This is a genomic window from Luteolibacter ambystomatis, assembly GCF_018137965.1.
GTDB lineage: Bacteria > Verrucomicrobiota > Verrucomicrobiia > Verrucomicrobiales > Akkermansiaceae > Luteolibacter > Luteolibacter ambystomatis.
This window is the reverse complement of record NZ_CP073100.1, coordinates 1,012,391-1,038,599: the sequence shown is the minus strand read 5'-3', so window position 1 is coordinate 1,038,599 and position 26,209 is coordinate 1,012,391. Positions and strand designations below refer to the sequence as shown.

The window sequence follows — 26,209 nt, the reverse complement described above, 5'->3', positions numbered from 1 at the left end:
ATCATGCGGACCGCCCGGCGCATGCCAAGCGCCAAGCTCCCGCAATAAGGATCTCTCAAACGAGGCCGACCGCCTTGCGGACGCGAGCCAGCACCTTCGCTGACTCCTCGCGGGCGCGCTCGGCACCGCGCTTCAGCACGGCATCGACATAGCCCGGATCGGCGATGATTTCCTCACGGCGCGCACGCATCGGCGCGAAGAAGTCCCAGTAGGCATCGGCCAGGCGCGTCTTGAAATGGCCGTAGCCGAAGCCACCGCTGAGGTGGTCCGCCACCATCTGGTTGTAGTCCGCCTCGCTGGCGAAAAGTTTGTAAAGCGCGAGAATCGTCGAGTCCTCCACCGGCTTCGGCTCCTCCAGCGGAGTCGAGTCGGTGACGAGGTCCTTCATGATGATCTTCTTGGAAGGCTTCTCCTCGCCGAATATCGGGAGCGTGTTGTGGTAGCTCTTGCTCATCTTCCGGCCATCCGTGCCGACGACTACCGCGGTGTCCTCGCGGATGATCGGCTCCGGCACGACCACCGTCCCCTCCCCATAGGTTTCATTGAGCTTCCCCGCCAGATCGCGGGTCATCTCCAGGTGCTGCTTCTGGTCCTTGCCGACCGGCACCTGGTTGGAATCGTAAAGCAGGATGTCCGCCGCCATCAGCACCGGGTAGGCGAACAGCGCATGGTTCGGCGCAATGCCGTTCGCCACCTTGTCCTTATACGAGTGGCCCTTTTCCAGCAGACTGAACGGGCAGACCGTCGAGAGGATCCACGCCAGCTCGTTCACCTCCGGCACCGCGCTCTGGCGGAAGAACACCGCGCGCTCCGGATCGAGGCCGCAGGCGAGGAAATCGATCGCCAGTTCGCGGACGTTTTCACGCAGCGCCGCCGGATCCTGCGACGAGGTCATCGCATGGTAGTCGGCGATGAAGTAGAACGCCTCGCCCTTGTCCTGCAACTGCACCGCCGGCTGCATCGCACCGAAGTAGTTGCCGACATGGAGTTTTCCGCTGGGTTGGAGCCCGGTCAGGATTCGCATGGCGCGGAAGATGGACGCGTGGTGACGGAACGGTCAAGTCCGGCACCTTTCCCGGACCACATCTTCGTAGCCGCGTTCGTGAGAACGTGGGCGGGGAAGATTCACGATCATTCCCGAATGGACCGAATGGGATGAGTGCGTGAGGAGGAAGGCTTGATGTGAGACTGGGAGCCTCAGGCAGGAGAGAGTCTTCCCCGCCCACGTTCTCACGAACGCGACCACTCAGATTGAAACGTACGATCCGTACCCGCTCACACGCCCCAGCTTTTACAAATCAAGCCTCCTTATGTCCGCCACACTCCCTTTCCCATCTTTACACAGATCGCTTGAAACCTACGATCTTTAATAAATCTTAAATTCTTCTTGAGCTTTACCGATTTTTTGAAAAACTTCGAATCATGAAGGCGACCACGCTGTATGCCACTCTCGCACTGGTGCTCGGAGCACCGGCTGCATTTTCGAAATCGGAACTGGAAACCCTGCGCGAACGTCGCTTGGAGTTGGATCAGCGGATCCGCCAGCTTGAGCAGGAGAACAGCCGTTTGAAAGACTCCAAGGAAACCGCCAAGCCGGTCGCCGCCGAGAAGACCGAAAAACCTGCCGCCAAATCCGGCACCTACACGGTCCGCGCCGGTGACACCCTTGAGAAGATCGCCCGCAAGACCAACTGCTCCACCCTCGCCCTCGGCAAGGCCAACGGTATCAAGAGCGAGACAATCATTCATCCCGGCCAGATCCTGAAGCTTCCTGGTTCCAGTGCTACGGCTTCCAACCGCCCGGACAATTCCAAGGCCGATGCCAAGGAGAAGGAATCCAAGGCCGTGGCGAAGAAGGATACCAAGGACAAGGAGCCGAAGACGGAAGTCGCCAAGCAGGAATCAAAACCCGCCAAGGAGGCCCCAACGCTCGCTTCCAACGAATCCAAGACAATCTCCAATCCGGCTCCGAAGCCTGCCGCTCCGCAGCCGAAGCCCGAAGCCACCGCGGAAGCCTCCAAAACCCCGGCTCCAACCACCGGCGGCGGTGCGAAGCCACCCACGATCCGCTCGATCATCATCCAGGATGAAACCAGCTACGGCAGCTTCGCCTCCCAGCATGGCACCACGGCGGAACGCCTCAACGATCTCAACGGTCTCACTCTTAGTACCAGCACGGTCCTCGCCAAGGGTTCGGAACTTTATATTCCCGCCCAGCCTTAGCACCCGAGTCTTTGGAAAGGACTAAGAAAACCCGCCTGGGGTCGCTCCCCGGGCGGGTTTTATAGTTTCAAACGAAAGCTTCCAGCGAAGATAAGATCATCGCGCGCTGACCGCCGAGTCGCGCTCTACGATCTTTTTCCGGATGCGGGTGAGCAGGCGTTCCAAATGCGGCATCGCGATTCCCGCAGCCTGTCCACGGCGCAGCGGTTCCTCCCAGATCGGGCCGACCTCCACCTCCCGGCCCTCCACGAAATCGATCATGCTGGAGGGACGATAGGGGCCCATGGGACGGGTGCGCTCGATATTGAAATCGATCAGATCATCGGAAAGATCCAGCCCCAGCGCCCGGGCGGTGCCCGTGACCTCCCCCATCAAGACGCGGATCTCATCTTCGATGCCGGGAGTTTGAAGCAATACATCCGTGGTCACTCCTCCTTCAGCAACCGCGAGACCATTGAAAGGAACGTTCCAAACGAGCTTTTTCCATTGAGCTTCTTCCAGCGGCTCCCCTAGTTCGGCAGGGATGCTGGCCGCTTTGAAACGGCGGACAATCTCCGCCGAGCGCCCACGGTCATCCGGCATGAATTCCCCCACACTGATCCTCCCGCCCGCCGTGTGGCTCACAAAGCCCGGCGAGAGCCGGTTGAGGCACACAAAACACAATGCGCCCAACACATGGTCCGCTCCGGCGATCTCCGCGATCGTCTCACAGTTCCCCAGGCCGTTCTGAAGCGTAAGCACCTGTGTATTCTCATGCAGCAGCGGAGGCAGCACTTCGGTGAGTTGCGCGTTTGACGTGGCCTTCCATGACACGATCACCAGGTCCACCGGCCCGATCTCCTCCGGCATGCGGAAACCCCGGACCTGCGGCAGGTGGAAATCTCCATGCACGCTTTCACAGCGGATGCCATCGCGCGACACGGCATCGAAATCCGAGCGCAGCAGGAAACGCACATCCGCACCGGACTGCGCCAGGCGACCGCCGTAGTACAACCCGATCGCTCCCGATCCCACCACCGCCACCGATTCAAAGGTCCAGCTCACCGCGGCAGCAAAGCCCATCGGCGCACGGAGGCAAGGAGCGAGTCACACCCGGTGCCAGAAAGTTCGATCATCATCGAATTATCGTTTGACGCCCTGCAATGTCTCCCCTCGTTGTTTGATCAAAGCCGGACAGTCGTATCCGCCCGAAACGTCTACCCACACCCTCGTCATCGAATACCACTCTTGGGCGGCTCCGGTTTGAATCAATCCCGGAGTGCGGAATGAAAGGATCAAACCACGGATGAACCTCTGAATCGCGTTCACTTCATCGCGAGGAATCGGTAGTAGCGGCGCGTGTCATTGCTGGCGGCGCTGGTATCGGTGATCACGATGCCGGCGTCGTGCTTCACATCCACGGTGCGGATGGTCTTCCACGTGCGCATGTCTTCCGAATACTGGACTTGGTAGCTGGTGCCCGGCTGCCCATAGAGTGTCATCTGATAGCCCTTGCGCGGTCCCTCGGTCCATTGCGGATCGGTGGCACGGGCCTGGCTGCTGACGATGGCATAGTCCCAGCGGCTGACCGCGCCCTCGTTGTCGGTGGCCTGCACGGACACCACCCGTGAACCGGCGCGCGGATTGTTCCAGGTGACTTCATAGGGCGCGCGCGTGGCTTCACCGATCACCACGCCATCCACGGAGAACTCGACCTTGACGATCGAGCCATCCCGGTCGCTGGCATTGGCGGTGATCTTGCAATACGTCCCGGCTTGGAGTGCGACTCCATCGGTGGGACCGGTCAGTGCCACCACCGGCACCTCGTTGGCAGCGGCGATGGTGGTGAGCAAGGATCCGCACGCGGCGGCACGGAGGAGACTGGCAACATGGGCAAGGGGTTGTGCTTTCATCCTGCACGCACCCTAACACCGCAATCATTAAGCCGTGATGAACGGCGGGATATGCGGATGATCAAATGCTTATCGCATGCGTTTTTGACTCACCTAACAGTCGCCTTCCAAGAAGCAGCACTCTGCTGTAGCCGGAGTCGTGAGACTTCGGGCTGGGGAGAGTCACCCGCTCTCCGCGATATCAGTTTCTTTCCGACGATCTCTGGAAAATAATCGTCACCACTCTCACGGAAATCCACCCCGCCTGAAGTCTCACGACTTCAGCTACAACAGAGGCACTCCACCCTCAAAGCATTCTCACAGCCCCCGATACTCCGCCGCCAGCTTCTTCGCGGTCGCCACGGTGTTGCGATGGAGCTTCGCCGTGAACTCCGGCTGACGGTTGTATCCGCCGCCATAGAGCACGGTCACCGGGATGCGGTTCCTCAGAAACGCACGCAGCAGCACTTCATCGCGGCGCTGGAGATCCTTCACCGAAAGATGCATCTGCCCGAAACGGTCGTTGCGATGGTTGTCCGCACCCGCCACCCAGATCACCAGATCTGGCGAGAAGGCATCGAGCGCGTTCGCCAGCGAAGTGAAAAGCTGCTTGAGATACATCTCCCCTTCCACGTAGCGGACGGTTTCCACGTCCATCGATCCATCCACTTTTTTCGTCGGATAATTGCGGCCGACGTGGATCGAATACGTGAACACGCGCGGGTCATGGCCGAGGATGGCATTGGTGCCGTTTCCTTGGTGCGCATCCGTGTCCACCACCATGATGCGGATGCCCGGCTGCTTGTCCTGGATGTCGCGGATGGCGATGGCGATATCGTTGAAAACGCAATAGCCCTCGCCGTGTTCGCTGAAGGCATGATGGGTTCCGCCGGCAAGGCAGACGCCGATGCCCTCCGCGAGCGCGGCATGACAGGCCAAACGCGTGGCCTCTACTTCGGTGGCGCTGCGCGAATAAAGCTGCGGGCTGGCGGGCAGTCCGAGCAGGAGCTGCTCCTTCCGGTCGAGCAAACCGGACTGGATCTTCGAGATGTAGTCAGGCTGGTGCGCCAGCTTCAGCAGATGGGAATCCGCCACCCGCACGTCGATGATCTCCTCCGGGCGCAGGATGCCGCCTTCCAGCAGCATGTCCTTCGACACGCGGAACTTGTCCATCGGAAACGGGTGCCCGGCAGGCAGGGCGAGCTCGAAATCCTGGGAGTAGAAGCAGCGCATCGTTTGTCGGACAGCGAACAGAGGACGGCCCGGAAAGCCAATGGAATTTTAAGAAAGGTGCAACCGGTCCCCAGTCTCCGACAAATCTTGCCACCAAGCTCCTTTGCCCTATCACCGCCACCGTGAACACTCCGATCCCAGCCGCCCTACCCGCCAGGACAAGCAAAGCCGCCATCGCCAGCCTCATTTGCGGGATCGGCGGCCTTTTCACCGGGCCGCTCACGGGCATCCCCGCCATCATCACCGGCCACATCGCCCAGAAAAATATCAAACGCTCCGGCGGCACCCTCGGCGGAGGCACCGTGTCCATGATCGGTCTGGTCATGGGCTACGCCACCAGCGTCATTGTCGGCACCATCGCGCTGCTGGTCGCCCTTGCCATGCCGGTGCTGCTGAAGCAGCAGGAAAAAGCAACGTCCGTCATGATCACCTCCCACATGATCCAGATGGTGGTGCTATTCGAAGAATTTGAATCCGACTATGGCAGCTTTCCCTCGGACGCTCTTGCCGGACAGATCAAGGAGGACACAGGTCTGACCGCGAAGAACACCCTGTACCAGCTCGAGGCCGCCGGAATCACTTCCGATCTGAAGTCTTTGCTGCGCGTCTCGCGCAATATGAAAGGCGATTGGCACTACTTCCCCGGCGCGAAATCCACCGGCCCTCGCCGCTTGGTGCTGATCAGCCCCGCCATCGGCGACAAGAGATACAAGGCACTGTTTTCCGATGCATCAATCGAGGATTTTACGCCCGAGCAACAACAGCAGGCTGTGCTGAAGTCCGGTCCCGATACAGTGATGATACCAGGAAAAGACCTGCGCTAGGCCGAGTCCGATGGCTTGCTGCCGCATACTAGGGCGAGTTCCTTTCCATTAGCCTGCCCACGTGAGTCCAACCGGAATCGCAGGACCTCAAATGGTGGCGAAACTCACCTCCCCCCCTGCGCTGCCCTAGATGGTCGGGGACGGACTGAACCTCTGGTGGGGCTTCGCATCTCTCCATAACCTGAAGTCCTACGACTTCAGCTACATCCCGGGGATTTCGCCTGAACAATGACCGGCGACTTTTTACAAATCGGACCTTCAAAACGGGGACATTTCACCCAAAAACTTGCAAACCCGGTCTTTGCAGCCTCCCATATGACGAAAAAACTTCGAAAAATCGGCGAACTCTGAATTCAAGTCATTGCATTCAAATAAAAACCGCCCCTCATGAGCTCATTTCATCGCTTGTGAAATAATTCACAAGCTTGCATTTGTTCCTCAGATCATGCTGTGCGACCTTCCACAGCGAAATGAGCGAGCGAAACGCCAGCGCCAAGGGCCCCCGGAAGGTACTCATCATCGGGGGCGGATTTGCAGGATTGGAATGTGCACAGAAGTTGGCGAATGACTCCCGGTTCGACGTGACCCTCGTGGACCGGAACAATCACCACTTGTTCCAACCTCTTCTTTATCAAGTCGCCACGGCCTCCCTCGCCGCGTCCGACATCGCCCGTTCCATCCGTCAGGTGCTGACCAAGGCGAAGAACGTAACCGTGCTGATGGACGAGATCACCGCCATCGACAGCGATGCGAAGACCGCCAACGGGAAGTCCGGCACCGTTTACCACTACGATACCCTTCTGCTCGCTGCCGGAGCCCGCACCGGCTACTTCGGTCGCGACGAGTGGGCGGAGCACACGCTGGGCCTCAAGACCCTCGCGGAAGCACAAACGGTGCGCCGCACGGTGCTTTCCAATCTGGAGAAAGCCGAGCTGACCAGCGATCCAGCCGAAAAGAAGCGCCTCATGACCGTGGTCATCATCGGTGGCGGTCCGACCGGCGTCGAGCTGGCCGGTGCCTTCGCCGACCTGATCCACCGCTCGCTGAAGGAGGACTTCCGCCGCATCGATACCTCCAAGCTGCGCGTGCTGCTGCTGGAGGGAGCCGACCGCATCCTCGCCGTTTACGACAAGGACCAGAGCGATTATACCAAAAAGCGACTGATCAAGGAGGGCGTGGAAGTCATGACCTCCACCAAGGTGGTGAACATCACCAAAGGCCGGGCGGAACTGGAGGACGGCACCGTTCTCGAATCCGAGGCCATCATCTGGGCCGCCGGTGTGGCTGCCAACCCGCTGGCCGCCCTCCTCGGCGTGCCGACCGACCGCGGCGGCCGGGTGACTCCGAATCCGGACCTCTCCCTTCCCGGCAAGCCGGACATCTTCGTGGCTGGTGACTTGGTCGCCATACTCGACGAGAACGGCAAGCCGGTGCCCGGCGTGGCCCCCGCCGCCTCCCAGATGGGCCGCCACGTGGCGAAGGTTCTCAAGGAGGACGCTCGTCTCGATACTACCAGCTTCGCAGGCGACAAGGCCTCGCTGCGCGCGAAGTTCCGTTACTGGGACAAGGGCCTCATGGCCATCATCGGCAAAAACCACGCCGTGGTGAAGGCCGGCCAGATGCGGGTAAAAGGCTTCATCGCCTGGCTGATGTGGCTGTTCATCCACATTCTGTTCCTCGTCGGCTTCCGCAACAAGCTCTCGGTCCTGCTCGGCTGGGCGTTCTCCTACATCCGGGACAATCCGGAGGCGCGGGTGATCGTCAACCGCCCGGGCACGGTCGCCAAGGAGGCGTAATCTCAGCGCACTGCATTTTGGAAAGCGGACGTCCCGGAGGCGGCGTCCGCTTTTTCGTTTCCCAACCACAGATAAACAGGATGAACAGGGACGAGATCGAGCCAGAGAGGAGCCCAGGAATTTCTTTCCGAATCATCCCCTCTTACATCCGTGTTCATCTGTGTCCATCTGCGGCTCGCCCCCCATTCTTTGCTGTTCGTCTCGTTTGACTGACAGATGGTTGCAAGAAGTCCGTTCCGGGCGACGTTGCCTGTTGGATCTCCACATTTCCGGCAGACAAACCGGAGCTTCTCCGCCGCTATCCACCCATCCACGCCATGAAACCCAAGTTCGTCACCACCGCCGCCGTCGTCGTCATTGGCGCCGGAGCCTTTCTAGCCGGCCGTTCCAGTGTCTCCACCTCCAAAGACAGCACCGCTGCCTCCGAGGAGGTGAAATCCCTGACCGGCCCGCGCTCCGGCTCTTCCGGTGGTGTGGACAGTGGTGGCATTCGCTCGACGGATCGCACCACGGGTAAAAACGGTGGCCGCACCTCCGCCGATGCCAACCGCCCCGCGACGAAGGAAGCCCGCCTCGCGAAACTGGAAAGCATCATGCGCGGCGAGGATCCGCTGGCCCGCAACCGTGCCCTGATCGATTACCTCGACCAACTCGACCCGTCCGAACTCAAGGATGCCGTGGACCGCTTCCGCTCGCTCGGCATCACCGAAAGCCGTTTCGGCGAATATTCGATGATGCTCACCGCCTGGGCCAAGGCCGACCCGACCGGTGCGCTGGCTTACGCCAAGGAAAACACCCGCGGCGGCTATGCCACCAATGCCATTCTCTCCGCCTGGGCCACCAATGATCCGGACGCGGCGATCGCCTGGGCCAAGGCCAATCACACCGGTGACGATGCCAATCCCTACATGGCGGGCATCATCCGCGGCATCGCCTCCACCGATCCCACCCGTGCAACCGGCCTCATGGCCGAGATGCCCTACGGCGCCGAGCGCGGTGAAGCCTTGGTCGGCGTGCTACCCCACATCCTTTCCCAAGGTACCGATGCGACCCGTGAATGGGTGGCCTCGATCCAGGACGAGCGACTGCGCAATGGCGCGATGGAGCGCGTGGCCGACCAACTCGCGAAGACCGATCCGAAGGGCACCGCCGATTGGCTGCTGGCCAATCCCGGCGAAGCTTCCTCGCGCAACATGGATGACGTGATCAGCACCTGGATGGAGAAGGATTCCAAGGCCGCCACCGCCTACTACCAGGCCCTTCCCGCCGGAGAGGCCCGCAGCAACGCGCTGCGCGGCATCGTGAACACAATGGCCGAAGATGATCCACAGGCCGCGCTGTCCTTCATGAACAGCCACCCGGCGGACGTGACCGACCGCAACATCCAACAGTTCGTGTGGAACTCGATGGAAAAAGCTCCGGAGCTGGCCATCAGCCAGATTTCCAAGCTCGGCGATCCGGGCGCGCAGGAAGGCATGTACCGCCGCACCATCGATGCATGGATGCGCACCGATGCCACCGCGGCCAAGAACTACCTCCAAACCCACCAGCTCCCGCAGAATCTCCAAGGCTACGTCCAGCAGCGCCTGAGCCGCTAACCGCCTTGATCCTCCGTAGGGCCCATGAAGCCGTTCCGCGTCTGGATTCTGGACTTCGGCTGTCCCGGCAGGTAGGCCTCGGACGTGTCTGATTCTTTGTCTCTTGCCGTCCTGGGCTGCGGTTCGCGCGGCCGCACCTATGCGAAAATCGCGGCGTCGTTCGGCGATCGCTACCGTCTCACCGCCGCCGCCGATCCGGTGGCGGTCCGCCGCGAGGCCGTGTCCTCACTCGCCCCCGCAGGGCAGGTGCAGGAATTCCAATCCGCGGAGGCGCTCTTCGCCGCAGGCAAGCTGGCGGATGTGCTGGTCATCGCCACGCAGGATTCGCAGCACTTCGGCCACGTGATGGAGGCGCTGGAGGCGGGCTATGACGTGCTGCTGGAAAAGCCCGCCGCCGAGTCGCTGGAGCGCTGCGAAGCCATCGACCGGCGCGCGAGAGAGCTCGGCCGCCGCGTGGCGCTGTGCTTCGTGCTGCGCTACACGCCGTTCTACTCCACGGTGAAGAAGGTGATCGAGAGCGGTCGCCTCGGCCGCATCATGTCCATCCGCACCCACGAGGGCGTGGAGCCCTATCATCAGGCGCATTCCTTCGTACGCGGCCACTGGAGCCGCACCGACCGCTCCACGCCGATGATCGTGGCGAAGTGCTCGCACGATGCCGACCTGATCTGCTGGCTCGGCGATTCCGCCGTATCCTCCGTTTCCAGCTACGGGGATCGTAGTTGGTTCCGTGCGGAGAATGCTCCGGCCGGTGCGCCCGCACGCTGCACGGACGGTTGTCCGGCGGCGAAGGAGTGCATCTACGATTCGCACCGATACCTCACCGACAAGCGCCGCTGGCTGGGCATGGTGATGGATGGCTGGGAACAGGCGGACGATGACACCGTGCTCGATTTCCTGCGCACCTCGCCATGGGGCCGCTGTGTCTATCACTGCGACAATGACGTGGTGGATCATCAGGTGCTCGCCTGCGAATTGGAGAACGGCATCACCGTCACCCACACGATGACGGCCTTCGACTACGCCCGCGCGATCGAGATCTACGGCACCAAGGCCGCGCTCAAGGGTGGGCATCCCTATCACGAGGCCGGTGCGCCGGAGCTGTGGCTGCGCCATCACGAGCACGGCCTGATCGAGCCGGTGGAGATCGTGAAGCCCGCGGATGAAGGCTATGCCGGTCACGGTGGCGGCGACTACGGGATCGTGGACGCGCTCGAGGGTCTGTTCAAGGGACCGCAGGCTTTGCCGCCGGGGCTCGATGGACTGGCCGGACATCGTCTGGCATTCCAGTCCGAAGCCTCGCGCGTGGCCAAGGGCGCGCCGATGCATTGAGAAAGGGCCTCCAAGCGGGCTGTGAACGGCCTGCTGTTGGACAGGGACGGCCTTCACCCGAAAAGCCGTCCTCCTTGGGCGCGAAGGAGGACCTCCGCGCTACCCGCACTTTTTCAGAATGTCCCACCACCCGGCATCGCTGTAAGACGTTCCCGCATCGCTCCGTCTCCACTTATTCCCTGATTCCGCCATGAAACCCACCCGCCTCGCTCTGACCGCTCTCGCCGCCCTGACCTTGACCGCCATCAACGCGGAAGGTCAGAAGGAACCCGCCAAAGCCGAGAAACCCGACAAGGTGGAAAAGGCAGAGAAGACAGACAAGGAGGCTCCGAAGGAAACCAAGGAAGGGAAAGAGGGCAAGGACGCCAAGGATTCCCCACCCGTCACCCGCTCGGCCACGGTGACCATCGGTGGCAAACCGATCCCCTACGAGGTTACCACCGCCAAGATCATGCTGAAGGAAGACGAGGGCAAACCCCGCGCCTCGGTCTTCCACGTCACCTACACCCGCACCGGTCTGAGCGATGCCGAGCGTGCCAAGCGACCGGTGATGTTCGCTTTCAATGGCGGCCCCGGCTCCTCCGCGGTCTGGCTGCACCTCGGCATGCTCGGACCAAAGCGGGTCGATATTCCCGGAGATGGCACCCAGGCTCCGCCGCCGCCCGCCCAGGTGATCGACAATCCGGAGAGCATCCTGGATGTCTGCGATCTCGTTTTCATTGATCCAGTCTCCACCGGCTACAGCCGCGTCGAAAAGGATGTGAAGCCGAACGAATTCCACGGCGTGGAAGAGGACGTCAATTCCGTGGGCGATTTCATCCGCCGCTGGATCACCGAGCACGACCGCTGGAGCTCTCCGAAATTCCTGCTGGGCGAGTCCTACGGTGGCATCCGCGCGGCCGGTCTCGCGAACCATCTGCAATCCCGCTATGGAATGAGCCTGAACGGGGTGGTGATGCTTTCCTCCGTCCTCGATCTGCGCACGCTCGGCGGCGGCCCGGGCGATGACATCGTCTATCCCGTGTTCCTGCCGGTGTATGCCTCGGTCGGTCATTTCCACGGCAAGCTCAAGGGCGATCGCAATGCGTTGTTCGAAGAGGCGCGGAAGTTCGCCTTCGGTGAATACGCCACCGCCCTGCTGCGCGGCACCGAGCTCTCCTCTGACGAGCGCGCCAAACTGGCGGACAAGCTCACATCCTACAGCGGTGTCGATGCTTCGATCTGGCTCGCCAATGACCTGCGGCTTTCGCCATCGCAATTCGAAGCCGAGCTGCTGCGCAAGGAGCACAAGGTGATCGGCCGTTTCGACGCGCGTGTCGCCTGGGGTGCCACCAGCGAGGCGGAGCTGGAACCGGACTACGATCCTTCCTATTCGCTCGCCCAGGGAGCCTTCTCCACCGCGATGCTGACCTACCTCGGCCGCGATCTCGGTTGGAAGGAAGACCAGCCTTACGAGATCCTCACCGGCAAGGTCAACCCGTGGAACTGGAACTCCAGCCGCGGCGCGACGAACCTCGGAAGCCGCATCGCCAAGGCCATGCGCGACAACCCACACCTGAAGGTGATGGTCATGTGTGGTCACTCCGACCTCGCCTGCCCGCCCGATGGCATCGCGCACACCTTCCGCCACATGTTCGAGCTGCCGGAACCGCAGCGCGGGAACGTGAGTTTCACCTACTACGATGCCGGCCACATGTTCTACCTCAACCCGCCCGACCGCGTAAAGGCCCGCGAGGATCTGGTGAAGTTCATCGGCGCGGCGAAGTAGTCTTCGTACGGAGTTCCGCCTTCAGGCGGGCGGGGAAAAATTACCTCCGCCAGTGCAGCAGTCTGGTTCCTCCACGCCCGCTTTCAGAAATCTCTGAAACGGAGGTCCATGGACCGGGCCGCCGTATTTCCGTAACCGAATCCACCCAGCCCTCCTGAAGGAGGAACTACGTACGCAGAGGCATCCGCATAAAGAGCATTCTCGACTCCCCTTCTCCGCAGGCTATCGTCCTTGCCCATGGAATCCGATACCTCCATGCCACCGGTGCCGCCGCCGATGGTGCAGCCACCTGCCGCACCGCCGATGCTGCCGCAGCCGCCTCCGGCATTGCCGCCCGGCATGATGATTCCATCACCCACCTATCCATTGTCCACGGAAGAGGAACGGACGATGGGATTATTGTGCCATCTCCTGCCAATCTTCACCGGTTTCCTCGGCCCGCTGATCCTGTGGCTGGTGCGAAAAGACCAGTCCCGCTATATCGACCACCATGGCCGCGAGGCGTTGAACTTCCAGATCACAAAGCTGATCTATCTCTTCAGCGGCGGCGCGCTGATGATCCTGCTGATGTTTCTTGGTGGCATCGGCATCGTCCTGTTCCCGGTGCTTTTCATCGTGGCCATTCTCATGCTGGTGGCGGAAATCATGGCCGCCATCGCCGCGAACCGCGGAGAGTGGTACCGCTATCCGTGCTGCATCCGGGTGCTCTGAGATCTCTTCGTAGCCGGAGTCGTCAGACTTCGGGCGGGGCATATCCCCCCGCCTTGCGACTCTCTTCGCTCCCCTGCCTCCGAAGGGAGATTATGCGGTAGTCACAAGACGTCCGAAATCTCAGGATGAGCCCAAATCCACCCAGCCTGAAGGGTCACCACTTCAGCCACGCAAGATACGTTCCGCTCACTTGCTCCACAAATACACCCAGCGCTCGGAAAGGACTTTGCCGGATGCATCCTGGAGCTCGCAGGTCATGTCGATGTCCTTCTCCTGTCCGGGCTCGAACACGAAGAACGCGCGCAGCACCTGCGGCATATGCATCGCCGGATTGCGGCCATCGGCGACGGCGATATCATCCACGTTCGCCATGCTCAGATCGGTGAGGCCGACGTGGACGAGCTTCACGCCTTCCTTGTTCAGCGTGACCACCGGCTTGATCTTGGTGGCATCGTCCCACTTCGGATCACCGACTTTCTTCTCAGGGTAAAGCGGCTTGGCGAAATCGACCGAAACCAGCATCTGGCCCGGCTGCTTCACCGGCACACCGGGGCGCGTGGCCTTCACTTGGAAAAGCCCGGACGGCGCGGGATCGCGCATCCAGCGCAGGCGGTAATGGAAGCGATAGGCCTTGCCCACTTCCAAGCCCGGCTCCGGTTCCCACAGCAGGATCACGTTGTCATCCGTCTCGTCATGCGTGGGCATCTCGATGAGGTGCAGCTTGCCGAGGTCGAAGCCCTCCACCGGCTCCACCTTCACGCTCGGGCGGTTGTGATAACCGGCCTCCAGATCCTGATAGGACGAGAACGAACGATCACGCTGCAGCAGCGACCACGAGCGCGGTTTCTCCAGGCGGAAGACACAATGGCGGAAGCGGTCATTGGCATGTTCCAAGGGGCGGAAGTGGAGATTGCCGCTGCCCAGTTCCATCAGGACACCATCGCTGTCGTGAACCTCCGGGCGATGATCATAGGGGCGCGGCTGGGTACCCTCGCCGAACCAGAACATGCTGGAGAATGGCGCGAGGCCGACCTGTTGGACCGGTCTGCGGAACGTCAGCTCGGCCTCCACATCCATCACGGTTTCCACGCCGGGGGTGACGGTGAATTGATACGCCCCCGCGACACTCGGGCCATTGAGCAACGCCCAAGCTTTGAGCGACTTGTCCTCCTTGCCCGGACGCTGGAGGTGGAATTCGGTGAAATCCGGAAACTCCTCCGGCACCCCGGGCAGACCGCTGTTCAGCGAGAGGCCACGGGCGGAAAGACCATACACGGTTTTCTGGGGGATCGCGCGGAAGTAGCTCGCACCCTGGAACACCAGGAACTCATCCATGTAGTCCTCCGAGTTCAGGTGCGTGCGAGCGCGCCAGCCGGCGTAGCCCTGCGGCGCGGGCGTGCCCTTCGGGATGACGTTCTTGCCGTAATTGAAGAGGCTCTGGTTGAAATCGAGGTGGCTCGATTTGCCCCCCACCACCTCGGACACGGAGATGGTGCGCTTCGTGGTCCAGCCGGGATGGAAGAAATCCACGGAGAAATTCACCTTCTGGTCCCACCACAGGCCGGACTCCATCTTGAAGCGGATGTCACGATGCTGGTCGTAGGTCAAATTCTTCCAATAGTCGGCCAGATTGTCCTTCGGCGCTTCGTAGGGCGCGGCGGCCAGCGTGCGGGCCTCGGCGCGGAGCGAGTCATAGGAGAACTCCTCCGCAGCCATGCCAGTGGCGGTCAGGACGAGCAGGAGGGAGGCGGAAAGTGGCTTCGGAGCGGCGGTCACGGGACCCGGATTTTCACCGCGCGCGGGCGAATTGCAAGGACGGGCCGAAACACTCCAACAGGAAGCCACCGCATTCCACCCAAGCCCCGCCAACGCTTGGTTCCAGCGGCTCCTTGACGTTCGGTCGATGTACGGCGAATATGACAGTATGGCCCACCAAAGAGGAAACGACCCGTGGTATCACTACAAGGTTTTCACTCATCTCTGGCAGCCGCCCGCGATGGAGGAAGCGCGCCTGATCGTCATTTCCCGCACCGAGATGACCCAGCCGGAATTGCGCGACCTGCTGGTGAGATCGGGCCGTGCCGTGGCTGGCGGTGTCTGGACGGAATCCGTCGAACCGGGAAGCCTCACGGCAACCGGAGAGCTGGAAACGCCGGAGGACTACATTCTCATCGGCGAATTGTCCGCCTCCACTCCGGGCAACATGCCCGCCCGCCCCACCGATCGCGATCCTACCGTCGATTACCCGTTCCAGCAACGCGCGTGAACCTAGCGCCCTTCTGACGTAGCTGGAGTCGTAAGACTTCAGGCTGGGTTGGGTCCCGTCGTTTCCCGCACATCCAGTCTGCTCTCGATTCACCGAAAGGAAGCGATGCGACAAGGGTAAGTCCACCCAGCCCGAAGTCTCACGACTCCGGCTACCATTTCTGAAGAAACTGTCACGCGACAGCCTCCCCGCTCCGGTGTATGAGAAGGCATGAGCGAAATCCCTTACCATGGGGTGATCGACACTCCCATGCCGGACACGCCACCCCCAGACATGCTTGAGACCGGCGAATGGCTAGAAACAAGCATGCTCGGTACGGTCTGCGCCGCGGAACGGGCGCCCGATGTCTCCGATGATGGAGGCACCCTGGAGCCGGATCCGCGGCGCGATGAGCTACGTCTGCTACAGGACCGGTTCTAAAACCGGCCCGCATCATCAATACTTGTAGGTGAGTTGGAGGTAGGCGGTCTTCGCGGTATCATCGGTGCCAGTGCTGTCCAGATAGTCTCCGGCGAACAGCGCACCCACGCCTGCGAGCAACTCCAGGTTCTTCGTGAGAGCACCCTGCACGTAGAGGTCCAGTTCCGTGCCCACGAAGCTCTCGCCATTGTAACCGGCAGGCATGCGGACCGGCGTCGAACCATTCGCGCGGTAAACGAAGTCCCCGGTTTCCGCACGGAAGAAAGCATGGCCTTGGAGGCCGATCTTCCAATCCTTCGCTGGCACCACGGTGAATTCCAAGTATGGGTCATGAACGTTCGCCCAGCCGATGGAATCCAGCAGGCCGTTCATGGTGTGGGTGGAGGGATACACCGGCTGGAGGCGGTGCTGATCGCCATCCGTGCGGTCATCGTCACCGCTGGCATAGCTGTAGTTCGCGCTCAGGCGAGGCGACCAGGTGCAGTCGGCGAAAGTGTAGCCGAGCGTGGCCTGTCCCCCGAAGGCCAGCAGATCGAGATCCTTCTTCCCGAACATCACGTTGCCAGTCTGGAGCACGGCCTCCAGTTCCCAGTCCCACGGCGAATCCTTGCCGGGCTTCTTGAAGAGACGCGAACCGAGCGTCCAGAAGTCGCCCTTCACCGGAGCCATCGTGGAATGCTCGCTGTCGAGGTGAATGGCGTAAAAATCGAGCGTCTGTCCGAGCGGGATCTTGCCAGTGGCGTAAATGCCGATGAGGTCGGCATTGTGGTCGGAGTCGTTGAACTGGTCTTCCTCGATCGTGACCACGTTTCCGGCGAAGGCATCCACGCTCCAGTCCTTGTTGATCTGCCAGGTGAGCTTCGCCGCATCGAAGGTGCGGCCATAGTTGCCCCACACGGAGTCGGCGAGAATACGCTTCGAGCCATAGTCCAGCGGCTGGCGGCCCAGTGTGAGCTGGAGCGGCCACTGCTTGAGATCGCCGAGCTGGATGTAAGCCTGGCGGAGGTCGAAGCTGTCATCACCATTCGCTCCACCCAGCGTATCATGCGGACGGCCGGAGAAGAATTCGCGGACATCCTGCCCCTGGGCATAAATCTTCAGCCACTTCTCCGGCGTCCAGCCGAGGCCGAGACGGGCGCGGGTGGCCAGCCAGCCATCGTCATCGCTGGCGTTCAGGTCGTCGTTGAAATCGCGGACGTTGTCCGTCCATTCGGCACGGGCTCGCAGTTCGGCATCGAGCTTGAAATCGTCGAGCCAGCTTCCGGAAGAAGCGGGTGCATCGACTTGGGGGGCGGGCGTTCCGGCGAAAACCGGAGCGGCGGTCAGCATCAGCAGGGAGGTGGTGGTTGCTTTCATGTGGTCGCCTGCTGATAGAGCGCGGCGTTTGCCAACCCGTCCCTGCGGCGGCTTTCCGAAGGTGAATCGTCGTCGCCTTCGCGATGCTGCGGACTCATTGCAAAACGGCGTTCCAATACCTCAAAATGAGCGCACGGCAGGACAACCCTCATTTCCGATGAGAGGGCCTCATGCGTGCCCCACAGAACACCGACCGGGGACCCAAAGAGCATTCCGCGCAAATTGCATGACCATTCTCGGGCCGTCCTCGGGCCACCCGGTTTTTTTCCATGGAAATCCGCCGATAAATGTCCGGTGATGTGGCGTTTCCTACGTGCAAGGACGGGTCTCGCTCCCATCCATTCCAAATATTTTCCCATCTCATGAAATCCATCACCCTTGTGACCGCCGGACTGCTCGGCGCTGCCTCTTTTTCCTTTGGCGCGGATGAACCTGAAGTGAAGGTCGGCGTGCGCGCGCCTGTCGCCCTGCAGGCCACGATCAATGAAGACGCCAAGGCCGCAGCCCGCTTCACCAACCAGGAGATCCTGACGGCGATGAACGCGGACGGTCTCCTCGATGGTTCCATCAAAGGCTGGTCGCTCTCCCGCTTCACCGATGATGCGGATGCCGGTGACATCTATGCCTTCAAACCGGGCAAGCCCGCCATCTCCATCCCGGATGATCTGTTGACGCAACCTGCGGTCAAAGGCCGCGCCAACAAGGCCGTCGCCACCACCGGAGGTGGCAGCGGCGGCTCCGGTGGCTCTGGCTCCACTACCAGCAATGTGGTGAACAGCTTCACCTACGGCGCGATTTCCGTGAACAATGGCGGCGGCACTTTCTCCGGCACCGAGTCGAAGAAGACCACCGGCGTGAAGATTGCCAACACCCCCTATCCGATCATCGTCCGCTCGGAAACCTACAGTCTCATCGGCACCATCGGCTACGTCGCCCCTGTCGCTGCCAAACCAGCCAACGCGGGTCCCACCAACGCTGAAAATGACGATGTAGCAGCGGTGCCAGCCGTGGTGGAGGTTCTGGGCAAAACCACCTACACCGGTACCTACAAGACCGCCAACGGCGTCGGCCTGCGTTTGGAAACCTATTTCCCGGACACGAATGCCACACCTGCCGCGCCGGGAGCCAAAAACGCGGACGCCTCCCCTGCTCCCTCGACTCCATGAAACGCGGGGGCGCCGCCATCGCCGCAGTGGCGGTTCTGGGTATCGGCCTCGGGATCTTCGCCTTGCGTCATGAGCCTGCCCCGTCCTTACCGGTGGCAGGCCTTGCTCCGCCATCCAGGACGGAGCGCGCCAAGGAAACGGCACCAGCTGCCGGCCCGCTGATCGGAACGAAGTCGGCACCGCCCGCCTCTCCGGAACAACGCGCCGCGGCACGGCAGAGCATTGAGGAGGCCGTAACCACCTATGAACAGGCAGCGGTAAAAACCATCGCCGCCTTTCTTCAGGATCCCGATCCGGACATCCGCCTCGCGGCCCGTGACGGCCTGATCCAGCTTGGCGAACAGGATGCCATTCCCATCCTGCGCCAAGCCGCCACCCGCATGAGCGATGCGGCCGAGGCCACCGCCTGCCGCGAGGCCGCCGACTACCTGGAGCTTCCCTCTTGGAGCGATACTCCGGAGGGCCAGGAAGCCCTCGCCCGCATCCGCGCAAGGCACGGGAAGTAATCGCGCCGCACGTTCGGCCAATCTTCACCCGCTTTTCATCGCGCCCGCGCCGGAGCTTCCCATTCGCATGGAAGCTTCCGGGCATCATGAACATCGACTATTGGATCGCCCACTTCCGCCGCAATGGCATCGAACGCCCGGAACCGGATTGGGATGCACCACTCGATCTCCAAGGCAAGCGGCTGGCAAAACTGACCCGCTCGATCCAACAATTCCAGCTCGGTGATGGCGGCGGTCCGGCCTATCTGATCGCATGGAACCGCGAAAGTCTGCTGACCTCGGATCCCGGCATCCACACGCTGGTGGACCTGTGGTTCGCGGAAGAAGTCGAGCATTCCCGGTTGCTCGGCGTGATGCTCGCACGGCTCGGTGGAAGGCCGATCGACAACCACTGGAGCTTCGGGCTCTTCTGCGGACTGCGGAAATGGCTCGGGGTCGGCTTCGAGCTCTACGCTTTGCTGCTCACCGAGATCGTAAGCCATGTGTACTACAAGATGCTGCACCGCCACGGCGGGGATGAAGCGCTGCGCGGCATGTGCCGCCTGATCATCCGCGACGAAGCCGGGCACATCGCCTTTCATCGCGCCCGCCTCGCCAGTGATGGCCGCCACAAGGGCAAACGTTACGGCCGCCTTTGGGAGGCCCTTTTCCGCCTGCGTGGCTTGACCGCCGGAACAGTGCTGTGGATCAATCACCGTGGCGCGCTGGTGGCGCTGGGTGCCACCGACCGCGAGTTCTACAGCACCATCTGGCGGGACATGGGCAAGTTCATCGCCGGGCTGCGGGAGGACGTCGTGAGGAACCTTGGCGCGGATGCGTCGCTGTCGATAAAGCAAGAGTGCAAAACGGAAGTTTGTTAGGGTTCTGAAAAAGAAAAATATCAGGTTTGAGCATTTGCCGATCTAGCTGATGCGCCCCGTCGTATTGATGGTATTCGGCTCGCTGGATACACCTCGATAAAACGTCCCAATACGGAAATCGCCTACATGGCATGATGCTGCCCCCCTTCTCCTATGAGGCACCGGTGGAGAGTTTCTTTATGGCGATCATGACATCAACGATGCTGGACATGCGTTGGAATTCCACAGACAAACCTGAATTTCAGCACTAAAAGGGAATTTCATCATCATCCCAAATCTCTGCGTTTTGATGAACTTTAAACGCCCCCACTCTCCCAACAAGATCCTTCAACTTAATACGCTCATAATCAGACATTGAGCTGGTTTCCAAAAGGGATTTAGTCTGATCATCGGTCACTACACTCCAAGAATCAAGCACACCTATTAATTTTATTTTCAGTGTTGACGACAATGTAGAAAAAGCACGACTCATACACTCAAGAAGTCTATTTCTATACTTCGGCTTTTTTAGCAACAACCGCACAATCTCATATGCCACCTCTTCTGGAAATTTACCTTTAATCTGAACTCCTTGAAATTTCCCAAAGAAACCAAACGGATCCATCCCAGCTTTCAACGGAATAATGTCTACATTCCTTCCCAATGCATATCCGACTTCTTGAGCGCACCAGTCTGATTCTCTGAATCCTGGTTCCACAACTGCTACTAATATCTCCATTGTTTGAAGTCCTATTTCCACCTCATTCAACCACTCTCGGGAAGCCTCGATATCCTCGTGAGCAACAAATGCCGAAACCCCCCAGTTTCCCAAGGCGGATTTCAATACAGACATCTTATCTTTATTGGAGGTTAGATGACTTATAAATAATTTCAAAAAACCCTCCCTCCAAAAATCCGCTGAAATCGATCGGGTATCTGAAAATACTCTTTGAAATTTGGCGGGATCCTTTTGCTGATACCATAGATCCATATCGAAATGATTAACTATTTCATCAATCAGCGAAGAATCTGATGATAAAATATTATTCAATACTTCTGCAACACAATGTCCATAATCATCATCCCCAAAACCTAACGCTCGAAGAAGCCGAGGATGCTCCGTAATTAAATCTAGCTTTCCTGTAATTTGCCCGAGTTCATACCAGTCATTTGCAGCAAACGACTCCAAAATATATTTTGTTATGACGGTTGCCTTTTTGCGCTCGGTCGAGGTCATGTCTACGCAATCATCGAAGCCACAACGCAAGAAAAAGCAAGCAATGATCGAGTATCTCCCTCGTCGGCTGCCAAAAGCGAAACTGGAGGTCAAACTCCAGTGGCGCGGATGCCCTTCCTGTGAAAAGGGTGTCCGAATGGGCGCGTGGCCACAAATTCGAACGATCGTTTCAGGACATCGGAAATATTTTCCGAAAAAATGTCCCGGCGTGTCCTGAGACGCGTCCGCCGTTCGTCAATAGGGTGAAGATCGGAAACGCGATCTCACTTCGAACCCCGAAACACCAAACATCACCACCACCATGAGCACGACCCAAACTCCCGAAGCTCCCGCCACCGGCATGCCTCAGATGCCGCCGCCCGTGGCCGAACACGCCTGGCTTGAGCGCCTCGCCGGCGAATGGAAGACCGCCGCCGAGCTCCAGTGCATGCCGGACCAGCCGCCGATGAAAACCGTCGGCCACGACAGCTCCCGCATGCTCGGCGGCTTCTGGCTCATCAGCGAGACCAAGAGCGAATCTCCCGAGATGCCCTTCGGCGCGATCTTCACCATCGGCTACTCGCCGGAGAAGCAGAAGTACATCGCCACCTGGGTGGACACCATGACCAGCCGCCTCTGGAACTACGAAGGCGAGGTCTCGGACGATGGCAAGGTCCTCACCTTCCACACCGAAGGCTCCTGCCCGATGGAGCCCGGCAAGACCATGCGCTTCCGCGAGCGCATCGAACTGCTCACGCCGGATCACAAGCTCTTCACCAGCGCGATCCAGGGCGATGACGGCGAGTGGCGCACCTGCGTCACCGTCCACGCCCACCGCGCGAAGTAATCTTCAAACCTCAATCCACCACGACGACCATGAAACACCAGGGAATCCACGGCGTGGAAGACGCCATCACCGGTCATGCCGTACTGCCGCACGACCAATGGATCGAGGCCCGCAAGGAACTCCTGAAAAGGGAAAAGGAACTCACCGCTCTCAGCGATGAAGTGAATGCCGCCCGCCGTGCCCTGCCATGGGAGAAGGTGGAGAAGGATTATACCTTCGAGACGCTGGACGGAAAACGGAAGCTCGCGGACCTCTTCGGGTCGAAGCGTCAGCTCATCATCTACCACTTCATGCTCGCTCCCGGCTGGGAGGAAGGCTGTGTGGGCTGCTCGCACTTCGCCGACCAGGTGGAGGGACCTCAGCAGCACTTCGAGCAAGCGGACGTGACCTTCATGTGCGTCTCCCGTGCGCCGCTGGGGGAGATCGGGAAATTCCGCGCCCGCATGGGCTGGAAATTCGCGTGGGTGTCGTCCCATGGCTCGGACTTCAACTACGACTACAAGGTCTCCTTCACGCCCGAGCAGGTGGCCGCAGGCTGCAAGGAATACAACTATGGCACCTCGCCCTATCCCTTCGACGAGCTGCCGGGCGTGAGCGTCTTTTACAAGGATGAGGACGGCAACGTCTTCCATACCTACTCCGCCTATGCCCGTGGTCTGGATGTGCTGATCGAAACCCACCACTTCCTGGATCTCACGCCGAAGGGCCGCTGCGAAACCTCGCCACCACCCGCCCAGAACTGGCTGCGCCATCACGACAAATACGAGTCCGCGGAGGACACCTCGTGCTGCTGCGGCTCCGGTTCCAAAAAGGAAAAGGAGGCCGTGGCGTGAAAGCGGGCTGCGCGTGCCACGGCCGGAGCGTCCTCGGATTCATCCGGTGGGCTCTCCCCGGCTCGGTGCTGGTGCTGATGCCGAAATGCCCGGCCTGTTTCGCGGCCTATGTCGCGCTGGCCAGTGGCATCGGCCTCTCGATTCCAGCGGCGTCCATCATCCGCCACGCGCTGATCGCCCTGTGCCTGCTCTCATTGGCCTTCCTCGCCGTGCAACGGTTCCGTCGCTTGCAGTCGGGGAAGGCGGTGTGAGCTTGATTCCCCTTCCGCCACCCACTTTGCTGTTAGCCCATCCCTAAAGAACCACTCCCATGTTCAAAAAGATTCTCATCGCCCTCGCCGCCGTCGTGATCGTGTTTCTCGCCGTCGCCGCGTTCCAGTCCCCGGATTGCAGGATCAGCCGCAGCGCGGTGGTCGCCGCACCACCTGCCACTGTTTTCGAACAGATCAATGACTACCACAAGTGGGTGGACTGGTCGCCCTGGGCGAAGATGGACCCGGCGATGAAGCAGACCTTCGAGGGTCCGCCCGCGGGCACCGGCGCGATCTACTCTTGGGCGGGCAACAGCAAGGTCGGTGAAGGCCGCATGACCATCACCGAAAGCGACCCGGCCAAGCGTGTGTCGATGCGCCTGGAATTCCTCAAGCCCTTCGCCGCCACCAATACCGCCGAGTTCACCCTCGCTCCCGAAGCCAACGGCACGCGGGTGACCTGGACCATGATCGGGAAAAAGAACTTCGCGATGAAAGCGATGGGCCTGCTCATGAACATGGACAAGCTCGTCGGCGCCGATTTCGAAAAAGGCCTCAGCAATCTCAAGGAGATCGTTGAGAAGAAGTAATCCACCAGAATCATCGACTCCCATTCCATCCATGAAACACATCCCTAACATCGTCGGCGGCCTTCTTGGCCTGATGTTCGTCGCTTTCGGCCTGATGGTGCTCCTGCATCTCGGCCCGACTCCTCCCGCCCCGCCCGAAGGTTCGCCACCCGCACTCTTCATGGGCGCCCTGATGCCCACCGGTTATATGACCTTCGTGAAGGTGTTGGAAGTGGCCGGTGGTCTTCTCGTCGCCATTCCGAAGACCCGGAATTTCGGCCTGCTGGTGCTCGGTCCGATCATCGTGAACATCCTCGCCTTCCACATTTTCATCCTGAAGGGCGCGATGATCTTCGACCCCGTTCTCATCACCGTCTGCGTTTTCGCCGCCTACCTGCTTTGGGACGGCCGCAAGGCTTTCTGCGGACTCCTGCGCTGAATCTCATTCCATCCCATGCAATTCGTCCTTCTCATCATCCACGCCGATCCCGCACGCTGGAACAGCCTCACCACCGACCAACGCAATGAGGTCCATGAGGCTTGCGGAGTCTGGCACCAGGAACTTGTCGACAAGGGCGTCGCTGTCCATGCCGTCGGCCTGCAAGCGCCGGACACCACCACCGTGGTCCGGCAGAAAAGCGGTTCGGTCATCGTGACCGACGGACCCTTCTCCGAATCGAAGGAAGTCATCGGCGGTTTTGAAATCATCGACTGCGCCAGCAAGGAGGAAGCCATCGCCATCGCCGGTCGTTTCCCAGCCCTTGATGCCGGTGCCGTCATCGAAGTCCGGCCTACCGTCACCGGCCCCTGCAAAGACTGATCATCTCCACCCATTCCATTACCATGAGCAAACTCGTCTTCATCAACCTGCCCGTGCAGGACCTGCCGCGCTCGAAGGAGTTCTTCTCCGCGCTCGGCTACACCTTCAATCCACAGTTCACCGATGACAACGCGGCCTGCATGATCGTGAGCGACATCATCCACGTGATGCTGCTCACCCATCCTCACTTCTCGATGTTTACACCGAAGCCGATCAGCGATGCCAAAACCTCCACCGAGGTGCTGATCTGCCTTTCCTGTGACAGCCGCGGGGAGGTGGATGCCACCATCGCGAAGGCGCTCGCCGCGGGCGGCACCACCTACAAGGAGCCGCAGGATCATGGCTTCATGTATGGCCACGGTTTCCAGGATCCGGACGGCCACATCTGGGAATTCATGTGGATGGATCCCGCTGCCATTCAAAAATAAAGGACCATCGCCATGAGCACGTCCGCCACCACCGCTCCAGCCGATCGCGTGCTGTCCATCGACCGCGTCTTCGATGCCCCGCGCCCGCTGGTCTATCGCGCGTGGACGGAGAAGGAACATCTCGATCACTGGAGCGCGCCGCACGGATTCACCATTCCATTCTCGGAAGGCGAGCTCCGTGTCGGTGGTGCGTGGCGTTCGTGCATGCTCGCTCCGGATGGCACCCAGCATCGGCTCGGCGGCGTCTATCAGGAACTCATCGAAGACAGGAAGATCGTCTTCACCCACATCTGGGAGGAAGACTACGGCCCCGGCCCGGAAACCATCGTCACCGTGCTGCTCTCGGATGAAGAGGACGGCCGCACGCGGATGCAGTTCTCGCAGGGTGTCTTCGCCACGGTGCAATCGCAGGAAGGCCATCAGGGCGGATGGAACGAATGCTTCGAGCGTCTGGACGGCCGCCTCACGGACATGAAGCTGCGCGAGGTGGCGATCTCCCGTTTCCTTGATGCCAGCGCGGAGGACGCCTTCGATGCGTGGGCGGATCCCGGCCGCCTCAAGGCATGGTGGGGCCCGCAAGGCTTCACGAATCCGCTGTGCCAATTCGAAGCGAAACCCGGAGGCATCATCCTCATCCACATGCGGGCCCCGGATGGCACCGTCCATCCGATGTCCGGCGTGGTGCAGGAGGTCGCTCCACCGGATCGTCTCACCTTTCTCAGCGCCGCCCTTGATGCGGAAACCAAGCCGCTCTTCGAACTCCACAATACCATCACCTTCACCCGCGAAGGTGATGGCGTGCGGATCAAGATCCACGCCCGCCTCAATGGCGCGCCAACGCCGGAAACCCTTCCCTACCTGTCCGGCATGCAAACCGGATGGGCGCAGTCGATGGACCGGCTGCAACGTCATCTCGAAATCTACTGAATTCCCAACCCGCTGCCACCATGAGTCAATACGTTGATGGATTCGTCATCCCGGTTCCGAAAGCGAACATCGAGGATTACCGCAAACTCGCTGAACTCGCACGCCAGGTCTGGCTCGATCACGGCGCGCTCGATTACCGTGAATGTGTCGGCGACGATCTCGATCAGGACAAGACCGCGACCTTCACTGCCGCCGCCGGGGCGCAACCGGATGAGACCGTGGTGTTCGCATGGATCGTCTATGAATCCCGCGAACGACGCGATGCCATCAATGCCGCAGTGATGGAAGATCCACGCATGAAGCCCATGATGGATTCCCCGAGCATGCCTTTCGATTGCAACCGCATGGTCTTCGGCGGCTTCACCACTCTCGTCTCTTGATTTTCTTTTCCAAACTCCAACCACCACAT

At 60.5% G+C, this 26,209-nt stretch carries 27 protein-coding genes; 20 read left to right on the top strand and 7 right to left on the bottom strand.

From position 1 onward, the window contains the following. Positions 1-55: 55 nt before the first annotated feature. The gene (gene trpS / locus KBB96_RS04030; RefSeq protein ID WP_211632566.1) at positions 56-1,024 is read right to left on the bottom strand and encodes a tryptophan--tRNA ligase; all 969 of its coding nucleotides are present in this window, start codon (positions 1,022-1,024) and stop codon (positions 56-58) included. Between the two features lie 398 nt (positions 1,025-1,422). On the opposite strand from trpS, the gene KBB96_RS04025 reads away from it, so the two are divergent. Then, positions 1,423-2,223: a LysM peptidoglycan-binding domain-containing protein gene (locus tag KBB96_RS04025; protein WP_211632564.1), complete on the top strand. Its 801-nt coding sequence runs from the start codon at positions 1,423-1,425 to the stop codon at positions 2,221-2,223. Between the two features lie 96 nt (positions 2,224-2,319). Here KBB96_RS04025 and KBB96_RS04020 read toward each other — a convergent pair whose 3' ends face one another. The 3 genes from KBB96_RS04020 to KBB96_RS04010 all read right to left on the bottom strand — a co-directional run bounded on the left by KBB96_RS04020 (position 2,320) and on the right by KBB96_RS04010 (position 5,327). Then, the gene (locus tag KBB96_RS04020; protein ID WP_211632562.1) at positions 2,320-3,285 is read right to left on the bottom strand and encodes a 2-dehydropantoate 2-reductase; all 966 of its coding nucleotides are present in this window, start codon (positions 3,283-3,285) and stop codon (positions 2,320-2,322) included. Positions 3,286-3,527: 242 nt separating this feature from the next. Continuing rightward, positions 3,528-4,115: an Ig-like domain-containing protein gene (locus KBB96_RS04015; RefSeq protein ID WP_211632560.1), complete on the bottom strand. Its 588-nt coding sequence runs from the start codon at positions 4,113-4,115 to the stop codon at positions 3,528-3,530. A gap of 297 nt (positions 4,116-4,412) precedes the next feature. Then, positions 4,413-5,327, bottom strand: coding sequence for a histone deacetylase family protein (locus KBB96_RS04010; RefSeq protein WP_211632558.1), 915 nt, complete (start codon positions 5,325-5,327; stop codon positions 4,413-4,415). Between the two features lie 122 nt (positions 5,328-5,449). Here KBB96_RS04010 and KBB96_RS04005 point away from each other — a divergent pair, with 122 nt between their 5' ends. The 6 genes from KBB96_RS04005 (at position 5,450) to KBB96_RS03980 (ending at position 13,356) form a co-directional block, all read left to right on the top strand. Beyond that, complete coding sequence (locus tag KBB96_RS04005) at positions 5,450-6,151, top strand: DUF4190 domain-containing protein (RefSeq protein WP_211632557.1); 702 nt, start codon at positions 5,450-5,452, stop codon at positions 6,149-6,151. A 470-nt stretch (positions 6,152-6,621) separates the two neighbouring features. After that, on the top strand, positions 6,622-7,947 hold the full coding sequence (locus KBB96_RS04000) for an NAD(P)/FAD-dependent oxidoreductase (protein ID WP_211632555.1): 1,326 nt from the start codon (positions 6,622-6,624) through the stop codon (positions 7,945-7,947). A 317-nt stretch (positions 7,948-8,264) separates the two neighbouring features. Next, positions 8,265-9,545 (top strand): hypothetical protein, encoded by a 1,281-nt coding sequence (locus KBB96_RS03995; RefSeq protein WP_211632551.1) that lies wholly within the window; start codon positions 8,265-8,267, stop codon positions 9,543-9,545. Between the two features lie 84 nt (positions 9,546-9,629). Beyond that, positions 9,630-10,877: a Gfo/Idh/MocA family protein gene (locus KBB96_RS03990; RefSeq protein WP_211632549.1), complete on the top strand. Its 1,248-nt coding sequence runs from the start codon at positions 9,630-9,632 to the stop codon at positions 10,875-10,877. Between the two features lie 190 nt (positions 10,878-11,067). Next, positions 11,068-12,645, top strand: coding sequence for a S10 family peptidase (locus tag KBB96_RS03985; RefSeq protein WP_211632547.1), 1,578 nt, complete (start codon positions 11,068-11,070; stop codon positions 12,643-12,645). Between the two features lie 237 nt (positions 12,646-12,882). Further along, positions 12,883-13,356 (top strand): DUF4870 domain-containing protein, encoded by a 474-nt coding sequence (locus tag KBB96_RS03980; protein WP_211632545.1) that lies wholly within the window; start codon positions 12,883-12,885, stop codon positions 13,354-13,356. Positions 13,357-13,542: 186 nt separating this feature from the next. On the opposite strand, the gene KBB96_RS03975 is transcribed toward KBB96_RS03980, so the two are convergent. Beyond that, positions 13,543-15,132, bottom strand: a complete 1,590-nt coding sequence (locus tag KBB96_RS03975; protein ID WP_211632543.1) for an OpgD/OpgG family glucan biosynthesis protein — start codon at positions 15,130-15,132, stop codon at positions 13,543-13,545. Positions 15,133-15,280: 148 nt separating this feature from the next. Here KBB96_RS03975 and KBB96_RS03970 point away from each other — a divergent pair, with 148 nt between their 5' ends. Then, the gene (locus tag KBB96_RS03970; RefSeq protein WP_211632540.1) at positions 15,281-15,622 is read left to right on the top strand and encodes a hypothetical protein; all 342 of its coding nucleotides are present in this window, start codon (positions 15,281-15,283) and stop codon (positions 15,620-15,622) included. Between the two features lie 435 nt (positions 15,623-16,057). Here the strand turns inward: KBB96_RS03970 and KBB96_RS03965 are convergent, their stop codons facing one another. Beyond that, positions 16,058-17,398 (bottom strand): alginate export family protein, encoded by a 1,341-nt coding sequence (locus KBB96_RS03965; RefSeq protein WP_211632538.1) that lies wholly within the window; start codon positions 17,396-17,398, stop codon positions 16,058-16,060. Between the two features lie 362 nt (positions 17,399-17,760). Here KBB96_RS03965 and KBB96_RS03960 point away from each other — a divergent pair, with 362 nt between their 5' ends. The 3 genes from KBB96_RS03960 to KBB96_RS03950 all read left to right on the top strand — a co-directional run bounded on the left by KBB96_RS03960 (position 17,761) and on the right by KBB96_RS03950 (position 19,930). Then, positions 17,761-18,564 (top strand): hypothetical protein, encoded by an 804-nt coding sequence (locus KBB96_RS03960; RefSeq protein WP_211632535.1) that lies wholly within the window; start codon positions 17,761-17,763, stop codon positions 18,562-18,564. Then, a complete protein-coding gene (locus tag KBB96_RS03955; RefSeq protein ID WP_211632533.1) occupies positions 18,561-19,070 on the top strand; it encodes a HEAT repeat domain-containing protein in 510 nt (169 codons plus the stop codon). The genes KBB96_RS03960 and KBB96_RS03955 overlap by 4 nt, the downstream gene beginning before the upstream one ends. 86 nt (positions 19,071-19,156) lie before the next feature. After that, a complete protein-coding gene (locus KBB96_RS03950) occupies positions 19,157-19,930 on the top strand; it encodes a ferritin-like domain-containing protein (RefSeq protein WP_211632531.1) in 774 nt (257 codons plus the stop codon). A 247-nt stretch (positions 19,931-20,177) separates the two neighbouring features. Here KBB96_RS03950 and KBB96_RS03945 read toward each other — a convergent pair whose 3' ends face one another. Continuing rightward, positions 20,178-21,146 (bottom strand): TIR domain-containing protein, encoded by a 969-nt coding sequence (locus KBB96_RS03945; RefSeq protein ID WP_211632530.1) that lies wholly within the window; start codon positions 21,144-21,146, stop codon positions 20,178-20,180. Positions 21,147-21,447: 301 nt separating this feature from the next. On the opposite strand from KBB96_RS03945, the gene KBB96_RS03940 reads away from it, so the two are divergent. From KBB96_RS03940 to KBB96_RS03900, 9 genes are read left to right on the top strand one after another with little or no spacing between them, the layout of a single operon-like run. Further along, on the top strand, positions 21,448-21,972 hold the full coding sequence (locus KBB96_RS03940) for a DUF1579 domain-containing protein (RefSeq protein ID WP_211632528.1): 525 nt from the start codon (positions 21,448-21,450) through the stop codon (positions 21,970-21,972). Between the two features lie 29 nt (positions 21,973-22,001). Beyond that, positions 22,002-22,805: a DUF899 domain-containing protein gene (locus tag KBB96_RS03935; protein ID WP_211632526.1), complete on the top strand. Its 804-nt coding sequence runs from the start codon at positions 22,002-22,004 to the stop codon at positions 22,803-22,805. Further along, positions 22,802-23,056, top strand: coding sequence for a hypothetical protein (locus tag KBB96_RS03930; RefSeq protein ID WP_211632523.1), 255 nt, complete (start codon positions 22,802-22,804; stop codon positions 23,054-23,056). The genes KBB96_RS03935 and KBB96_RS03930 overlap by 4 nt, the downstream gene beginning before the upstream one ends. A gap of 59 nt (positions 23,057-23,115) precedes the next feature. Continuing rightward, positions 23,116-23,646 carry an SRPBCC family protein gene (locus KBB96_RS03925; RefSeq protein WP_211632521.1) on the top strand — a complete coding sequence of 177 codons (531 nt, stop codon included), beginning with the start codon at positions 23,116-23,118 and terminating at the stop codon, positions 23,644-23,646. 31 nt (positions 23,647-23,677) lie between these two features. Beyond that, positions 23,678-24,064: a hypothetical protein gene (locus KBB96_RS03920; RefSeq protein WP_211632519.1), complete on the top strand. Its 387-nt coding sequence runs from the start codon at positions 23,678-23,680 to the stop codon at positions 24,062-24,064. A 15-nt stretch (positions 24,065-24,079) separates the two neighbouring features. Next, positions 24,080-24,445, top strand: coding sequence for a YciI family protein (locus tag KBB96_RS03915; protein WP_211632517.1), 366 nt, complete (start codon positions 24,080-24,082; stop codon positions 24,443-24,445). A 23-nt stretch (positions 24,446-24,468) separates the two neighbouring features. Further along, entirely contained in the window at positions 24,469-24,873 is a 405-nt protein-coding gene (locus KBB96_RS03910) for a VOC family protein (RefSeq protein WP_211632514.1), read from the top strand. 12 nt (positions 24,874-24,885) lie between these two features. Next, positions 24,886-25,800, top strand: coding sequence for an SRPBCC family protein (locus tag KBB96_RS03905; RefSeq protein WP_211632511.1), 915 nt, complete (start codon positions 24,886-24,888; stop codon positions 25,798-25,800). A gap of 20 nt (positions 25,801-25,820) precedes the next feature. Then, positions 25,821-26,180: a DUF1428 domain-containing protein gene (locus KBB96_RS03900; RefSeq protein WP_211632508.1), complete on the top strand. Its 360-nt coding sequence runs from the start codon at positions 25,821-25,823 to the stop codon at positions 26,178-26,180. The last annotated feature ends 29 nt before the right edge of the window (positions 26,181-26,209 follow it).

Coding starts and splice junctions, on each gene's coding strand:
- KBB96_RS03995 (WP_211632551.1), top strand. CDS start 8,265: ATGAAACCCAAGTTCGTCACCACCGCCGCCGTCGTCGTCATTGGCGCC.
- KBB96_RS04015 (WP_211632560.1), bottom strand. CDS start 4,115: ATGAAAGCACAACCCCTTGCCCATGTTGCCAGTCTCCTCCGTGCCGCC.
- KBB96_RS03955 (WP_211632533.1), top strand. CDS start 18,561: ATGAAACGCGGGGGCGCCGCCATCGCCGCAGTGGCGGTTCTGGGTATC.
- KBB96_RS04010 (WP_211632558.1), bottom strand. CDS start 5,327: ATGCGCTGCTTCTACTCCCAGGATTTCGAGCTCGCCCTGCCTGCCGGG.
- KBB96_RS03910 (WP_211632514.1), top strand. CDS start 24,469: ATGAGCAAACTCGTCTTCATCAACCTGCCCGTGCAGGACCTGCCGCGC.
- KBB96_RS03985 (WP_211632547.1), top strand. CDS start 11,068: ATGAAACCCACCCGCCTCGCTCTGACCGCTCTCGCCGCCCTGACCTTG.
- KBB96_RS03905 (WP_211632511.1), top strand. CDS start 24,886: ATGAGCACGTCCGCCACCACCGCTCCAGCCGATCGCGTGCTGTCCATC.
- KBB96_RS03970 (WP_211632540.1), top strand. CDS start 15,281: ATGGCCCACCAAAGAGGAAACGACCCGTGGTATCACTACAAGGTTTTC.
- trpS (WP_211632566.1), bottom strand. CDS start 1,024: ATGCGAATCCTGACCGGGCTCCAACCCAGCGGAAAACTCCATGTCGGC.
- KBB96_RS03925 (WP_211632521.1), top strand. CDS start 23,116: ATGTTCAAAAAGATTCTCATCGCCCTCGCCGCCGTCGTGATCGTGTTT.
- KBB96_RS03900 (WP_211632508.1), top strand. CDS start 25,821: ATGAGTCAATACGTTGATGGATTCGTCATCCCGGTTCCGAAAGCGAAC.
- KBB96_RS03960 (WP_211632535.1), top strand. CDS start 17,761: ATGAAATCCATCACCCTTGTGACCGCCGGACTGCTCGGCGCTGCCTCT.
- KBB96_RS04025 (WP_211632564.1), top strand. CDS start 1,423: ATGAAGGCGACCACGCTGTATGCCACTCTCGCACTGGTGCTCGGAGCA.
- KBB96_RS03935 (WP_211632526.1), top strand. CDS start 22,002: ATGAAACACCAGGGAATCCACGGCGTGGAAGACGCCATCACCGGTCAT.
- KBB96_RS03950 (WP_211632531.1), top strand. CDS start 19,157: ATGAACATCGACTATTGGATCGCCCACTTCCGCCGCAATGGCATCGAA.
- KBB96_RS03965 (WP_211632538.1), bottom strand. CDS start 17,398: ATGAAAGCAACCACCACCTCCCTGCTGATGCTGACCGCCGCTCCGGTT.
- KBB96_RS04020 (WP_211632562.1), bottom strand. CDS start 3,285: ATGGGCTTTGCTGCCGCGGTGAGCTGGACCTTTGAATCGGTGGCGGTG.
- KBB96_RS03980 (WP_211632545.1), top strand. CDS start 12,883: ATGGAATCCGATACCTCCATGCCACCGGTGCCGCCGCCGATGGTGCAG.
- KBB96_RS03945 (WP_211632530.1), bottom strand. CDS start 21,146: ATGACCTCGACCGAGCGCAAAAAGGCAACCGTCATAACAAAATATATT.
- KBB96_RS04000 (WP_211632555.1), top strand. CDS start 6,622: ATGAGCGAGCGAAACGCCAGCGCCAAGGGCCCCCGGAAGGTACTCATC.
- KBB96_RS03915 (WP_211632517.1), top strand. CDS start 24,080: ATGCAATTCGTCCTTCTCATCATCCACGCCGATCCCGCACGCTGGAAC.
- KBB96_RS03920 (WP_211632519.1), top strand. CDS start 23,678: ATGAAACACATCCCTAACATCGTCGGCGGCCTTCTTGGCCTGATGTTC.
- KBB96_RS03940 (WP_211632528.1), top strand. CDS start 21,448: ATGAGCACGACCCAAACTCCCGAAGCTCCCGCCACCGGCATGCCTCAG.